We start from the raw sequence: 15,831 nt of genomic DNA on the forward strand, positions 1-15,831 counted from the left end.
ATAACAATAGTTATCTTGACCAAGAAGCCACCACTTCAAACATTACCGTAGGTAGTTAAGTGGATGGTAGTTCACATAGCAGTATTATTAATGAAGATAATTGTTTTAATTTTTTATAAAAGTTATTCTGTAAAAATCTAAAAAATTATGTTTATCTGTTGTTTTTAAATAAAAAGTAACGAGTAATAGTGGAAAGTGTAGTCGTAGAGATAAATAATATCAATATATAAAATGTATAAAGTGTGATTATAGATGTAAATAATAAAAATATAGGATAAGTAATCTGCCAAATACTTGTTTATATTGTATAACTTATGATATTATGATATTAGTAAAAATTTGTAATCCTGACTTGACAGAATTCAAGTAAGAGATATAATTTTAAAGGCATAGTAATGTAAAATTTACTAAAAAATAAGAAATTTATTTTAATATGGAGGAACAAAAAATGGTATCAGCAGGTGATTTTAGAAAAGGTGTTACATTTGAAAAAGATGGACAACCATGTTTAGTAGTTGATTTTCAACACGTTAAGCCAGGTAAAGGAGCTGCTTTCGTTAGAACTAAATACAGAAACTTAAAAACAGGAGCTATAAGAGAAGAAACTTTTAATCCAAGTGAAAAATTCCCTAAAGCTGTAATAGATACAAGACAAATGCAATATCTATACAATGATGGTGAGTTATATTATTTTATGGACCAAGAAAATTTTGAACAAATACCATTAAACTATGAACAAGTTGAAGAAGCAATTAAATTCTTAAAAGAAAATGAAGTTGCGACAATAAGATTTTATCAAGGACAACCATTCCAAGTGGAAGCTCCAAACTTTGCAGAGCTAGAAGTTGTAGATACAGAGCCAGGAATAAAGGGTGATACAGCAAGTAATGTAACTAAAGCAGCTACAGTTGAAACTGGTGCAGTTGTTCAAGTTCCATTATTTATAAATACTGGAGATAAAGTAAAGATAGATACTAGAACAGGTGAATATTTATCAAGAGTATAAAAATTTATGTATATAAAAGCTTATATGTCTTAATAATATAAGATATATGAGCTTTTAGTTTATATATTAAAAAGAAAGCGAGGGGTGTTACATGAAACATTTATATGAAGAAGTTGCATACTTAAAAGGTTTAGCAGAAGGTTTAGAAATAAGCACTGAGAGTAAAGAAGGGAAAATGATACATAAAATAGTTGATGCATTAGAAGTATTTGCAGAAGCTATTGTAACATTGGATGAAGAACAAGAAGAACTTCAAGATTTTGTTGAATCTATAGACGAAGATTTAGCAGATTTAGAAGAAGATATTGCTGACATGGAAGAGGATCTTTACGAAGAAGATGAAGAAGATGATGACGATGAGGACTTCAGCTATATAGAAATGGAATGCCCAAATTGTGGAGAATTAGTAGAAATAGACGAAGATTTGTTATATGATGATGAAGTAGATGTTGTTTGTCCTGATTGTAAGGCTGTAATATTATCATCAGAAGATGATTATGAAGATGATGATGATTGTACATGTGGTGGTTGTTCAAATTGTGATGATAGAGAATAAAAATTCATAAGAAATAAAACTGCCTATGATGCCTATGAGATATTTTGTTTCATAGGTAGTTTTATTTTTATGAGGACAAGTATTTTGGATTTTGGTTTTGCAATAGTTGCACAAAAATAGTACACTAGAATTTATAGAATAGGATTTTGGAGGGATGTAACAATGAAGATAAGTAAAAAATTACTAGATAATATACAAAGATTTGAAGATGTTATAAATTATAAATTTAAAAATAAAGAATATATACTAGAAGCTCTTACACATAGTTCATATTCTAATGAAAATAAGAGATATAATTTTAATGAAAGATTAGAATTTTTAGGAGATTCAGTTTTAGGAATAGTGATAAGTGATTATTTATTTAATGAAGAATCTAATCTGCCCGAAGGGGAATTGACTAAACTTAGAGCAAACATAGTTTGTGAAGATTCATTAAGTGAAGTTGCAAATGATATAAATTTAGGGATTCATATGCTATTGGGTAGAGGTGAAGAAGCTACTGGAGGTAGACATAGAACTTCAATATTAGCAGATGCATTTGAGGCTGTAATAGCAGCAATATATCTTGATGGAGGATTTGAAAGTGCAAGACAATTTATATTACACCATATGGAAAATATAATTTACGATTCAAGAAAGGGAAATATATTTAGAGACTATAAAACACATCTTCAAGAAGTATTACAAGGAAATGGAGAAAATAATATTTGGTATAGGCTTATAGAAGAAAAGGGACCAGACCATAATAAAAGGTTTGTTATGGAAGTTGGAATTAATGAAGATGTTTTGGGTATAGGAGAAGGTAAAAGCAAAAAAGAAGCAGAACAATTGGCTGCTAAAGTAGCTCTAAAGAAAAAATTATGGGAAAAATAAATATAATATGTAAAAATATAAAAAGAAATATTTAGATTAGAAGGATGTTGTAGATGAAAAAGAGAATTATACCTATATTTGTTCCTCACAAAGGATGTCCTCATGATTGTATATTTTGTAATCAAAAAAAAATAACAGGTGTGAGTACTGATGTTACTAGTGAAGATGCAAGAAATATAATTGAAGAATGTCTAAAGACTATAGATAAGGATGCTGATGTAGAAATAGCATTTTTTGGTGGAAGTTTTACTGCTATAGATGTAGATATACAAAAAAGTTTATTATCTGTTGCCAAAGAGTATGTAGAAAAAGGTTTTATAAAAGATATTAGAATGTCCACAAGGCCAGATTGTATTAGTGAAGAAATATTAGAAATGTTAAAAGAATATAAGACAAGTATAATAGAGCTTGGAGTACAATCCTTAGATGAAAAAGTATTATTAGATAGTATTAGAGGTCATCAGTCAGAAGTTGTATACAAGAGTTCAAAGTTGATAAAAAATAGTGGAATTAAACTTGGCTTACAAATGATGGTTGGACTTCCAGCTGATACAGAAGAAAAATGTATATTTACAGCCAAAAAATTTGTAGAGCTTAAACCAGATTGTGTAAGAATTTATCCAACTTTAGTGGTAAAAGAGACTGGTCTGGAAAAATTGATGGAGCAAAATGAATATAAGCCATTTACACTTGACGAGAGTATAAGAATAGTAAAAAAAGTACTTGTATTATTTTATGTAAACAACATAAATGTAATAAGAGTTGGGCTTCAAGCTACTGATGATATACAAATGGGAAAAGCTGTCTTAGCAGGTCCATATCACCCTGCTTTTAGAGAATTGGTAGAAGCTGAGATCATAAAAGATTATTTAGAATTTCTTATTTCACAAAATAAAAATATAAAGAACATGTTGGTGAAGTCTAATAAAAAGAATATTTCTAAAATAATAGGAAATAAAAAAACAAATATTAAATATATGAAAGAAAATTTTGGTGTGATTTTAAAAACACAAGAATCAGATTTAGATATAAATCAATTAGAAATTGTGTTAGATGGGAAAAGTTTAATTATTGCTAATATGAGAGACATCCATAGAAAATTGTATGACATTTATAACCTTTAGTTTTAACGATGAAGGGAGAGAAACGATTTGTATTTAAAGAGACTAGAGTTAAAGGGATTTAAATCCTTTCCAGTAAAGACAGATATTATTTTTAAAGAAGGAATAACAGCGATAGTAGGACCAAATGGAAGTGGAAAAAGTAACATATCTGATGCCGTAAGATGGGTATTAGGAGAACAAAGTATCAAGAGTCTTAGAGGAGATAAACTTGAAGATGTAATATTTGCAGGTACAGATACAAAAAAACCCATGAATTACTGTGAAGTAGCTCTTACTATTGATAATTCTGAGAATCAATTAGAATTAGACTTTACAGAAGTGACTATAAGAAGGAGAGCTTATAGAAATGGAGAAAGTGAATTTTTTCTAAATAATAAGAGTTGCAGATTAAAGGATATAAAAGAAGTCTTTTTAGATACTGGTATTGGAAAAGATGGTTATTCAATCATAGAGCAAGGAAAAGTAGATGAAATATTGAGTAATAATCCTTTAAGTAGAAGAAAAGTTTTTGATGAAGCTTGTGGTATATCAAAATATAGATATAAAAAACAGGAAGCAGAAAGAAATTTAAGTAATACAAAAGAAAATTTAGAAAGAATAGATGATATATATATAGAAATTGAAAATCAATTAAAACCTCTTTTTAATCAACAAACAAAAGCAAAAAAGTATTTAGAAATAAGTGAAAAATTAAAAATACTAGAAGTGAATAATTTTATAAGAGAAATTGAAGGAATAGAAAAAGAACTGAGTGAAGTTGATGAGCATAGTAAAGTTCTTGAAAAAGAGCTTAAAGAAAAAGAAGAGCAAAAAAATGTTGTAGAGAAAAAACAAGAAGATGTTGATAAGGAGATAGAGGTACTACAAGATGTAATTGAAAAGTCTGTGGATTATATAAACTCAATTAAAGGTGTTATATCAAAAAAAGAGTCACAGATAAATTTAATTAAAGAAAGAATAAAAAACTTTACAAATGAAATTCATAGAAAAAATTCTGAAATAAATAATATAAAAGAAAAGCTAAATGAAAATAAGGTATACATAAAAGAATTAGAAAGTAATAAGTCTTCAAATAGTGAAGAGTTATCGATATTACAAGAGAATATAAAAAAGTTAGAATCTAGTAAAGAAAATCAAAGGATGAAGTTGGAATCTTTAAATAATGATATAGAATTATTTAAAGAAAATATAATAGATATATTAAATAAGAAACAAGAATTTAGTAATAAGTTATCTGCTTTAAATGCAAATAAAGAAAATATGAATATTAGAGATGAGAACATAAACTCAGAAATATCAGAATTAAACCAAAATGTCCAAACAAAATCTTCTGAATTAGATAGTATAAATAAAGAATTTAATATGAAAAAAGAAAATTTAAATAATGTGAATAACAGAAATAAAAAATTAACTGCTGATTTACAATATTCTATTAATGAAGTCAATAAGGTAGAAGATGAAATACAGAAAAGTAAATACAATCTAAATGGATATAACTCAAAGTTAAATGTTTATATAGATATGGAAAATCATTATGAGGGATTTAATAGAGGTGTAAAAGAAGTATTAAAAAATAAGGATTTAAAAGGTATTCATGGAGCACTAGGACAGATTATAAATGTTCCTGAAAAATATGAGAAATCTGTAGAAGCAGCACTTGGTGCTTATATGCAAAATATAATAACTGATGATGAGTTTAGTGCTAAATCTGCAATAAACTATTTGAAGAAGAATAATTTAGGAAGAGTAACGTTTCTGCCATTAAATATAATTAAATCAAATAAAATAAGTTTAGGTAATTTAAAAGCAAATACTAAATTTATAGGAATAGCAAGTGATTTAATTACGTTTGATGAAAAATATAGAAATATAATTGAAAATATACTTGGAAGAACTATATTTATAAACAATATAGATGAAGGGATAAAATTTGCAAAAGAAACTGGTCATAGATTTAAAATAGTAACTTTAGATGGTGAAATCTTAAATCCAGGAGGTTCTTTAACTGGAGGTAGTTTAAAAACTAACGGAAATATATTATCAAGAAAAAGATTCATTAACGAGTATACAGAAAAAATAAATGATGTTAAGGTTGAGATTTCAGGTCTAGAACTTACAAAAGAATCCTTAGATAAAAGTATAAAAAATATAAAAAGTGAAATTGGCTTAGTTGAAAATGAAGTAAAAGATTTAGAAAAAAGTATTATAATAAAGAGTACAAGTATAGACAATATCGAATCTGAGATTGAATCTTTAAAATCTAGTATTGCTAGGCTAGGTAATGAGAAAAGTGATTTGGGTTCTAACTTAAATTATACACTCGAAAAAAGTGACATTGTTAAAAAAGACATGGAAGCATTAGAAAATACATATAATCAAAATAAAGAAAAAATTGATATATTAAGTGATGAAATAAAAAAATATAATGATTTGTATGATAAAGAAAAAGCTGAATTTGATGAATTAAACCTAACTTTAGTAAAGAAAACAGAAGCTTATAATAGCATAGTTAGAGATATAAAAAGAATATCTGGTGAAAATTGTGAGTTAGAAGAAAAAACTAAACAATTAGATGAATCATTAAATTATGAAGAACAAGAAATCGTTAAGTTACAAGATTCTATATCTATTGAAGAAAAAGAAAAAGAAAACTTAACTAAACAATTAGGAGACAGCAATAGAAATCTTGAAACTAGAAAAATAGCTAAAGATGACTTGAAAAATAATTTTGATGAAATTAGTAAAGAGTTAAAAATTATAGATAGACAACATATAGAACTTAAAGAGAGTTTATTTAAGGTTGGTGGAAGATTAGAAAGATTAAAAACTAGTCAAGACACATATATAAATAAGTTATTTGAACAATATGAAATGACTTTAGTACAGGCATTGGAAATCAAGGATGAAAATCTAGAGATAGATAGAAAATTCTTAGAAAATCTAAAGAGAGAAATAAGAAGTCTTGGGAATATAAATATAGATTCTATCAAAGAATATGAAGAAATAAAAGAAAGATATGATTTTTATAGTGAACAAAAACAAGATTTAGAAGAATCTATGGAGGAGATAGAAAAACTTATACATACATTAGAAGAAAATATGAAATCTGAATTTGAGATTAAATTTGAAGAAATAAGTAAAAACTTTAAGTATGTGTACAAAAAACTTTTTGGTGGTGGTTGTGGAGAATTAACTATCTTAGATAAAGAAAATTTATTAGAAAGTGATATCCTAATAACAGCTCAACCACCTGGTAAAAAGATGAAGAATTTAAATCTACTGTCTGGTGGAGAGAAAGCTTTAACTGCAATAAGCATATTATTTGCAATATTAATTACAAAACCAACACCATTTTGTATATTAGATGAAATTGAGGCTCCACTTGATGACGCAAATATATTTAGATTTGGAGAATTTTTAAAAGATTTATCTAAAGAAACACAATTTATATCAGTAACTCATAGAAGAGGAACTATGGAAGCTGCTGATTATATCTATGGAGTTACAATGCAAGAAAAAGCTATTTCAAAAGTTATTAGTTTAAAACTAAAAGAAGCTCAAGATATAACTGATATTATATAACTTAGATTGACATAGGAGGAAAAATAGTGTTAAAAAAATTATTTGGTTTTGGCAAAGACAAGGATAAGGAATTAGAAAAAAAAGACGTTGACTCAGAAGAAGAAATAGAAAGTGGTGCTGACAATTTAGAAAACATAGAAGAAACAATTTTTTCAGGGTTTGAGGAAGAAGTTATAGATAAAGTAGAAGATATTCCAGAAAAAACTGAAGAAGAAGTTGTTGATGAAAGTACTGAAGAAAATAGAGAGATAGAAGATAAGATAGATATTAATGAACAAAAGGTAGAAGAGATAATAAATAATGATTCTCTAGATAGTGAAATAGAAGAATTAAACAATGATAATAATGATGAAGAAACTGAACATGAAGATTATGAAAATAAAGAAGAGAAATATGAAGAAAAGAAAGTTAATTTGTTTGAAAGATTAAAACAAGGATTAACAAAGGCAAAACAAGGAATAACTGATAGAATAGATGAGGTTTTAAAATCATATACAAAAATAGATGAAGAATTGCTTGAGGATTTAGAGGAAATTTTAATAACAGCAGATGTTGGTGTAAATACAACTATGGACATAATTGAGAAACTAAGAGATAAGATAAAGCAAAAGGGAATTACTGAACCAATAAAGGTAAGAGAAGAACTTAAATCTATAGTTGAAGATATCCTTACAAATGAAAACTCTACATTAGACATAGAACCAGCTCCATGTATAATTCTAATGGTAGGTGTAAATGGAGTGGGTAAAACTACTACGATAGGAAAATTGGCAAATAGATATAAAAAAGATGGAAAAAAAGTTTTATTAGCGGCAGCAGATACATTTAGAGCAGCAGCAACAGAGCAATTAGAAATATGGGCAAATAGAACTAATGTAGATATAATAAAGCATCAAGAAGGAGCAGACCCAGGAGCAGTAGTGTTTGATGCTATAAAGGCAGCAAAAGCTAGAAAGGCAGATTTATTAATATGTGACACAGCTGGGAGATTACACAACAAAGCTAATCTTATGAATGAACTTGGAAAAGTATTTAAAATAGTAGATAGAGAATTTCCAGAAGCAAAGCGTGAGGTACTTCTTGTAGTAGATGCCACAACAGGTCAAAATGCAGTTGTTCAAGCTAAAACATTTAAAGAAGTTGCAGATATAACAGGTATAGTACTTACAAAACTTGATGGAACAGCAAAAGGTGGAGTAGTGCTTGCAGTAAAGTCGGAAGTAGATGTACCTGTAAAACTTATTGGAGTTGGAGAAAGAGTAGAAGACTTACAGGATTTTGATGCAAAATCATTTTCAGATGCATTATTTGGTAACTAGTATTCTTTTAAAAATAATGGTTGACAAGAGTGTTTATATGATATAAAATACAATAGTGTAAAGTAAATAACCTTTACAGTATACTGCTAGGAAGTGTAAGATATGAATATAGAAAAGATGGTCGAAATTGGATTGTTATTTGAACAGTATAAAGAATTACTAACTGATAAGCAAAAAGAGATAGTAGCTCTATACTATGAAGAGGATTACTCTTTAGGTGAAATCAGTGAGAATTTAAGTGTATCAAGACAAGGTGTATATGATACATTGAAACGTTCAGAAAAGATACTAAGAGATTATGAAAAAAAGCTACATTTAGTATCTAAGCTTCAGGAACAGGAAAAAAATATTAAATTTATAAGAAATAAAATTATTGACATTAAAGAAGATTTATTGCACAATAGAGATTGTGCTAATTTAATCCCTAAGCTAGAAAATATAGAAGATGTATGTAGGGAGATGATAAAATGATATTTGAAGGATTGTCTGATAAACTACAAGGGGCATTTAGTAAGTTAAAGTCAAAAGGAAAGCTTACAGAAGCAGATGTAAAAAATGCTATGAGAGAAGTTAAACTTGCTCTTCTTGAAGCAGATGTTAACTTTAAGGTAGTTAAAGATTTTATAAAAAAAGTTCAAGAGAGATGTGTTGGACAAGAGGTTATGCAAAGTTTGACACCAGCTCAACATGTAATAAAAATTGTAAATGAAGAACTTACAAGTTTAATGGGGGATGTACAAAGTAAAGTAATGATTTCCTCAAAACCTCCTACGATTTTAATGATGGTTGGATTGCAAGGTGCAGGTAAAACTACAACAGCAGGAAAACTTGGAGGATATTTTAAAAAGCAAGGTAAGAAGCCTCTATTGGTAGCTTGTGATATTTATAGACCAGCAGCTATAAAGCAACTTCAAGTTGTTGGTGAAAAATTGGATATACCTGTATTCAATATGGGAGATAAAGAAAGTCCAGTAAATATTGCCAAGGCAGGTTTAAGTCATGCAATTAAAAATGCTAACGATTTGGTTATTATAGATACTGCTGGTAGACTTCATATAGATGAAGTGCTTATGGATGAGTTAAAGTCAATTAAGTCAGAAGTTAAGCCACATGAAATACTTTTAGTTGTAGACTCTATGACAGGGCAAGATGCAGTGAATGTTGCAGAAAGCTTCAATGAAGCACTTGGTGTTGATGGAGTAGTATTAACTAAGTTAGATGGAGATACTAGAGGTGGAGCTGCACTTTCAATAAGAGCAGTAACACAAAAACCTATAAAGTTTATGGGTATGGGAGAGAAACTAGATGATATAGAACCTTTCCACCCAGACAGAATGGCATCAAGGATATTAGGTATGGGAGATGTATTAAGCCTAATAGAAAAAGCACAAGAAAGTATGGATTTAGAAAAAGCTAAGGAATTGGAACAAAAAATCAAAAAACAAGAACTAGATTTTGAAGATTTTTTACAACAAATGGAACAAATACAAAATATGGGACCTCTAGACAAGATACTTGGTATGATGCCTGGTATGGGAAATATAAAAGACCAACTTGGAGATGTAGATTTGAATGGTAAAGAAATGAATAGAACTAAAGCCATAATTCAATCAATGACTACATATGAGAGACGTAACCCAGGAATATTAAATGCTTCTAGGAAAAAAAGAATAGCTAGAGGTAGTGGAACTACTGTACAAGATGTAAATAGACTTATAAAACAACTTAATGAAATGAAAAAAATGATGAAGATGTTTGCTGGTTCACAAAAAAGTATGAAGAAAAGGGGCGGCTTAGGCGGTTTACCTTTTTTTAAATAAAATATAAAAAATAGTAAAAATTATTCGGAGGTGACTGTAATGGCAGTTAAAATAAGATTAAAAAGAATGGGAGCTAATAAAAAACCTTTCTACAGAATAGTAGTAGCTGATTCAAGAGCTCCAAGAGATGGAAAATTTATAGAAGAAATAGGATACTATAATCCAATTTCTGAACCTAAACAAGTAAGAATAAATGATGAAAAAGCTATAAAATGGTTAGCTACTGGTGCTCAACCAACAGAAGTAGTTAAAAAATTACTTGTAAAAAACGGAGTAATAGAAAAATTCGAAGCTTCTAAACAAGCAAAATAATTTTCTCTTAGCAACTAGTATAAGTAAATACTTATTGTTGAGGTTACTTTTAGGAGATGAAATATATGAAAGAGCTAGTTGTAGATATAGCTAAGGCTCTAGTTGATAATCCTGACTCAGTTGTTGTTGAGGAATTTAAAGACAATGACGGTATCGTCTTAAAGCTTACAGTTGCTCAGGATGACATGGGTAAGGTTATTGGGAAGCAGGGAAGAATAGCTAAAGCTATAAGAACTGTCGTAAGATCTGTTGCAAATAGAGAAAATATAAAAGTTTCTCTTGAGATAGTATAAAGAGGAGGATTAGGTATAGTGCCTAGTCCTTTTTGTATAACTGTGTACAGTTTTAAGAATTTATGATGATATGGTAACATAAGATTAAATTTTTTTAAGAAGGTGATAACATGAAAGAAAAATTAACCCATTTTAAGGTAGGGCAAATAGTAAACACACAAGGTCTAAAAGGTGAAGTAAGAGTTTATCCACTTACTGATGATATAGATAGATTTGATGAATTGAACGATTTTTATTTAGGAAAAGATTTAAATAACAAGTGGGCTGTAGAAAATGTAAGATATAAAGGCTCTATGGTTATAATGAAGATAAAAGGTATAGACACTATAGAAAAAGCAGAAAAGCTAAAAAATAAATTTATGTATGTGTCTAGAGAAGAGAGTAGAGAACTTGAAGAAGGTGAGTTTTTTATAGCAGATATGATTGGTATGGAAGTTTTAACTATAGAAGGAAAGTATGTAGGGGTATTGGAGGATGTACTTCAATATTCTGCAAATGATGTTTATGTAATAAAAGGTGAAGAAGATAAGGAATTTATGATACCAGCTATAAAAAAATTTGTACCTACTATAGATATAAATGAAAGAAAGATGATTATAGACCCTATTAAGGGTATGATAGATTAGGTGGTAATATGAGATTTCATATAATGACGCTTTTCCCAGAAATATTTAATTCATACATGAATGAAAGTATAATGAAAAGAGCAGTTGAAAAAGGTATAATTGACGTGCATATATATAACATAAGAGATTTTTCTAATAATAAACATAAAAAAGTAGATGATTATCCATTTGGAGGAGGAGCTGGTATGGTGATGACTCCTCAACCTATATATGACACATATAAGCATATAATAAAAACCCATAATATAAACAATCCAAGAGTAATTTATTTAACTCCCAAAGGTAAGGTATATAATCAATCTATAGTCAAGGAGATGTCTATTGAAGAAGATATAATACTTCTATGCGGTCACTATGAAGGAATAGATGAAAGAATTATTGATTTAATAGTAACTGATGAAATTTCAATTGGAGATTATGTACTAACCGGAGGAGAACTGCCTGCACTTATAATGATAGATTCTATATCAAGGTTAATTCCAGGAGTATTAAATCAGGACGAGTCATTTGAAGAGGAGTCATTTAAAGATAATCTATTGGAGTATCCTCATTACACAAGACCTAGAGAGTTTGAAGAGTTAAAGGTACCAGAAGTGCTTTTATCAGGAAATCATAAAAAGATAGATGAGTGGAGACGAGAAGAATCTATAAGGATAACTAAGGAAAGACGATTAGACTTATATAAAAAATCTCAAGAAAAATAAAAACATATACAATAAAAACTTAATATACATGTATACAATAAAGTGGCTATAAATGGAATTAAAAATATAAAAGTGCTTGTAATAACTATAGAAGTATAGTATAATATAAAATGTTGAAAATACGGGCGTTCCTCTGTTTACACTGGTCGGGTAGTTAAGAACGTCTATGATATCTAGGAGGAAGAAAGATGAATGAAATGCTAAGAGCAATTGAGCAAGAACAATTAAAAAATGAAGTTCCTAATTTTGGACCTGGGGACACAGTTAAAGTACACGTTAGAATTATAGAAGGAAAAAGAGAAAGAATACAAATATTCGAAGGTGTAGTATTAAAGAGACAAGGTGGAGGAGCAAGAGAGACTTTTACAGTTAGAAAAATGTCTTTCAATGTTGGTGTAGAAAGAACTTTCCCAGTTCACTCTCCAAAAATAGAAAAAATAGAAGTAACTAGAAAAGGTAAAGTAAGAAGAGCTAAACTAAACTACTTAAGAGGTAGAGTAGGTAAAGCTGCTAAGATAAAAGAAGCTAGAAATAGATAATTAAAAACTTTACTTATAAATGGGGGGCTGATTTATCAGTCCTCTTTCTATTTTAATTGAAATCATAACAAATAATTAAATTGTAAGCAGATATGATTATTTGTTGAAAATATACTATTTATTGATAGATTTAGGATTTTTAAAATTGAAAATAAAATCAATAAATATTGGATTATATTTTGAAATAATACTAAAAATAAGAAGATAATATTATGTAAAGTATGATGTTAAAAGGGTGACAATGTAAGGTCTTAAGTAGATATATTTTTAAGTAAAATTAGGTAATAATAACATACTATTTTAAAGGAGTGATATATGTGTCAAATGAATATGAAGAGTATCTTATGGATAATAATCTACATATAAACTGGTATCCAGGTCATATGAAGAAAACAAAAGAATTAGTAAAAAATAACTTAAAACTAATTGATGTAGTGGTTGAACTTTTAGATGCTAGAATCCCATTTAGTAGCAAAAATCCAGATATAGATATGCTTGTAGGAGATAAGCCTAGGGTAGTTGTATTAAATAAAAGCGATATGGCAGATAGAGATAAGTTAAATCAATGGATTGAGTACTATAAAAAGAATAACATAAAAGCTATACCAGTAGATACACTAAAAGGTGTAGGTATAAATAAGATAGTAGAAGAATGTAAGAATGTAACTAGAGAAAAAATGAGTTCTTTAAAAGATAAAGGAAGAAAAGAAAGAGCTATAAGAATAATGATAGTTGGTGTACCAAATGTAGGTAAATCATCTCTTATAAACAAATTAACAGGTAGAAAAAGTACTCAGACAGGAGATAAGCCAGGAGTAACTAAAGGTAAGCAATGGGTTAGATTAAAGGGAAATCTTGAACTTTTAGATACACCTGGAATACTTTGGCCAAAGTTTGAAGACCAAGAAGTTGCCTTAAACTTAGCATTTAGTAGAGCTATAAAAGATGAGATTTTAGATGTTGAGACTTTAGCTTTAAGACTTATAGAAAAACTTATGATAATAGAGCCAGAAAAGTTGAAAGCTAGATATAAATTAGACTCTTTAGGAGAAACTCCAATTGAAACAATGGATATGATTGGCCACAAAAGAGGATTCATAACAGGTGGGAAAGAGCTTGATTATACACGTATAGCTACTACTGTTTTAAATGAATTTAGAGATGGAAAAATAGGTAATATAACACTAGAAGTACCAGAGAGTGTTAAAAGATAGATTTTAAAGCTAGGTTAAAAAATTAATATTATTAAGTAAAAAAAAGCCTTTTTAAAAAGGTTTTTTTTACTTTTCTGAAATATAGACAAAAACTGTCACATAAAAGTATAAATTAGATTAGAAAACTTTCAAAAATATTAATTTAAGACAAATACACCTAATTTTTTGAAAATTAAAATCAGTATGATAATTTGCAATTTTGGCATATTGACTTGCTTGTTTCATATAATATATAATAAGCACAAATAAATACAATATATTAAAAATTTAATTTATTTAATTTTATTAATTTAATAATGAATTCTTATTGTTTTAGTTAATTTATTTATGCAAACGTGAACAATTGAGAAACTTTGTTAATTTAATAAGGTTAAAAAGGGGGATTTTATAATGGGTAAGACCAAAGATATGATAGTATTTGGATTTGCATTATTCGCAATGTTCTTTGGAGCAGGTAACTTAATATTTCCACCATATTTGGGAATAATTACAGGTCCAGAATGGTTAATTGCCTTCTTAGGATTTACATTTGCCGATGCTGGTTTGGCACTTCTGGCAGTAATGGCTACAGCTAAATTCGATGGAAACGTAGTAGAAATGTTTAAAAGATGTGGTATGAAATTAGGGATTCTTATAGGTTGTGTAGATATTTTATGTATAGGGCCATTCTTAGCTATACCAAGAACAGGTGCAACAACTTATGAAATGGGTATGATGCCTTTATTTGGAAGCTCAATTCCAGTGTTATTATTCTGTATAGTTTATTTTGCGATATCATATGTATTAACAATAAGACCATCTAAGGTCGTAGATATAGTTGGCCAATTTTTAACTCCAGCTCTTCTAATAGCTTTAGCATTCATAATTATAAAAGGTGTTGTATCTCCTCTTGGAGAGATAATAGATAAACCTATGATACCTAATGTATTTGCAGAAGGTATTGGTCAAGGTTACCAGACAATGGATGCATTTGCAGCAATAGCACTTGCATCAGTACTGATAGTATCCTTAAATGAAAAAGGATATACTAGTATTAGTGAAAAGTTAAAGATGATTGGTAAAGCAGGTGTTCTTGCTTGTGGTGGCTTAGCATTAGTTTATGGGGGATTATGTTTCCTTGGAGCAACTGTATCAACAATGTATGGAACAGATGCAGTACAATCACAAGTAATAGTAAATATAACACAAGGATTGCTTGGAAATGTTGGGAAAGCGATTTTAGCAATAGTTGTATCTCTAGCATGTTTAACTACATCTATAGGTCTTACATCTGCAACAGGGCAATATTTTTCTAGACTTACAAAAGGTAAGTTAAGTTATGAAAAAATAGTATTAGCCGTATCTGTATTTAGTGCAGTAGTAGCATCTTTTGGTGTTGGAACTATAATAAAGATAGCATCTCCTATACTAAGTATAGTTTATCCACCATCAATTGTTTTAATAATTTTAGCTTTCTTTAATGAAAAAATTAAGAATGATAATGTATACAAAGGAGCAGTATATATGTCACTGCTTGTAAGTATATTAACTGTTATATCTAGTTATGGAGTAAGCGTTCCAGTAGTAAATTCTTTACCTCTTCATTCATTAGGATTTAACTGGGTAATTCCAGTTGTAATAGCTGGAATAATTGGTAACTTTATACCATCAAAGAGTCAATCTAATACACTTGGAACAAATTAAATCTTATTTAATTGAAATATAGATATTTATAAATAAGGAGAGTTATCTATAATAAATGAAACTATTTATATAGATAACTCTTTTTATTTTTTGAGTATATACTAATTCCTTGTATTTAATATAGTAAAATTAGATAAAAGTATTAAAAAAAGATATGTTTATTTTTTAACAATATTGAGT

General features: G+C 28.5%; 15 protein-coding genes. All 15 read left to right on the top strand.

Annotation, left to right across the window (positions count from 1 at the left end; translation table 11 throughout):
- The first annotated feature begins 448 nt into the window (after positions 1–448).
- The 15 genes from efp (at position 449) to brnQ (ending at position 15,651) form a co-directional block, all read left to right on the top strand.
- Positions 449–1,006, top strand: coding sequence for an elongation factor P (gene efp / locus KGF52_RS16245; RefSeq protein WP_227827144.1), 558 nt, complete (start codon positions 449–451; stop codon positions 1,004–1,006).
- Between the two features lie 91 nt (positions 1,007–1,097).
- Positions 1,098–1,562 (top strand): CD1247 N-terminal domain-containing protein, encoded by a 465-nt coding sequence (locus tag KGF52_RS16250; protein WP_227840894.1) that lies wholly within the window; start codon positions 1,098–1,100, stop codon positions 1,560–1,562.
- Between the two features lie 162 nt (positions 1,563–1,724).
- Entirely contained in the window at positions 1,725–2,435 is a 711-nt protein-coding gene (rnc, locus tag KGF52_RS16255; protein ID WP_227840895.1) for a ribonuclease III, read from the top strand.
- 53 nt (positions 2,436–2,488) lie between these two features.
- On the top strand, positions 2,489–3,559 hold the full coding sequence (locus tag KGF52_RS16260; protein WP_227840896.1) for a radical SAM protein: 1,071 nt from the start codon (positions 2,489–2,491) through the stop codon (positions 3,557–3,559).
- A 27-nt stretch (positions 3,560–3,586) separates the two neighbouring features.
- Positions 3,587–7,141: a chromosome segregation protein SMC gene (gene smc, locus KGF52_RS16265; RefSeq protein WP_227840897.1), complete on the top strand. Its 3,555-nt coding sequence runs from the start codon at positions 3,587–3,589 to the stop codon at positions 7,139–7,141.
- 26 nt (positions 7,142–7,167) lie between these two features.
- A complete protein-coding gene (gene ftsY / locus KGF52_RS16270; protein ID WP_227840898.1) occupies positions 7,168–8,460 on the top strand; it encodes a signal recognition particle-docking protein FtsY in 1,293 nt (430 codons plus the stop codon).
- Positions 8,461–8,562: 102 nt separating this feature from the next.
- A complete protein-coding gene (ylxM, locus tag KGF52_RS16275; protein ID WP_227840899.1) occupies positions 8,563–8,931 on the top strand; it encodes a YlxM family DNA-binding protein in 369 nt (122 codons plus the stop codon).
- Positions 8,928–10,280 (top strand): signal recognition particle protein, encoded by a 1,353-nt coding sequence (gene ffh / locus KGF52_RS16280; protein WP_227434163.1) that lies wholly within the window; start codon positions 8,928–8,930, stop codon positions 10,278–10,280. The genes ylxM and ffh overlap by 4 nt, the downstream gene beginning before the upstream one ends.
- 39 nt (positions 10,281–10,319) lie before the next feature.
- On the top strand, positions 10,320–10,592 hold the full coding sequence (gene rpsP, locus KGF52_RS16285; RefSeq protein WP_003419338.1) for a 30S ribosomal protein S16: 273 nt from the start codon (positions 10,320–10,322) through the stop codon (positions 10,590–10,592).
- 65 nt (positions 10,593–10,657) lie between these two features.
- Positions 10,658–10,885: a KH domain-containing protein gene (locus tag KGF52_RS16290; protein WP_227434164.1), complete on the top strand. Its 228-nt coding sequence runs from the start codon at positions 10,658–10,660 to the stop codon at positions 10,883–10,885.
- 110 nt (positions 10,886–10,995) lie between these two features.
- Positions 10,996–11,511, top strand: a complete 516-nt coding sequence (gene rimM, locus KGF52_RS16295; protein ID WP_227840900.1) for a ribosome maturation factor RimM — start codon at positions 10,996–10,998, stop codon at positions 11,509–11,511.
- A gap of 8 nt (positions 11,512–11,519) precedes the next feature.
- Positions 11,520–12,215, top strand: coding sequence for a tRNA (guanosine(37)-N1)-methyltransferase TrmD (gene trmD / locus KGF52_RS16300; protein WP_227827152.1), 696 nt, complete (start codon positions 11,520–11,522; stop codon positions 12,213–12,215).
- Between the two features lie 188 nt (positions 12,216–12,403).
- The gene (rplS, locus tag KGF52_RS16305; protein ID WP_227434167.1) at positions 12,404–12,754 is read left to right on the top strand and encodes a 50S ribosomal protein L19; all 351 of its coding nucleotides are present in this window, start codon (positions 12,404–12,406) and stop codon (positions 12,752–12,754) included.
- A 317-nt stretch (positions 12,755–13,071) separates the two neighbouring features.
- Positions 13,072–13,968 (top strand): ribosome biogenesis GTPase YlqF, encoded by an 897-nt coding sequence (gene ylqF, locus KGF52_RS16310; RefSeq protein WP_227827153.1) that lies wholly within the window; start codon positions 13,072–13,074, stop codon positions 13,966–13,968.
- A gap of 390 nt (positions 13,969–14,358) precedes the next feature.
- Positions 14,359–15,651 (top strand): branched-chain amino acid transport system II carrier protein, encoded by a 1,293-nt coding sequence (brnQ, locus tag KGF52_RS16315; protein WP_227840901.1) that lies wholly within the window; start codon positions 14,359–14,361, stop codon positions 15,649–15,651.
- Positions 15,652–15,831 lie beyond the last annotated feature (180 nt).

Origin of the sequence: Clostridioides sp. ZZV15-6597, assembly GCF_020657815.1 — a bacterium.
GTDB lineage: Bacteria > Bacillota > Clostridia > Peptostreptococcales > Peptostreptococcaceae > Clostridioides.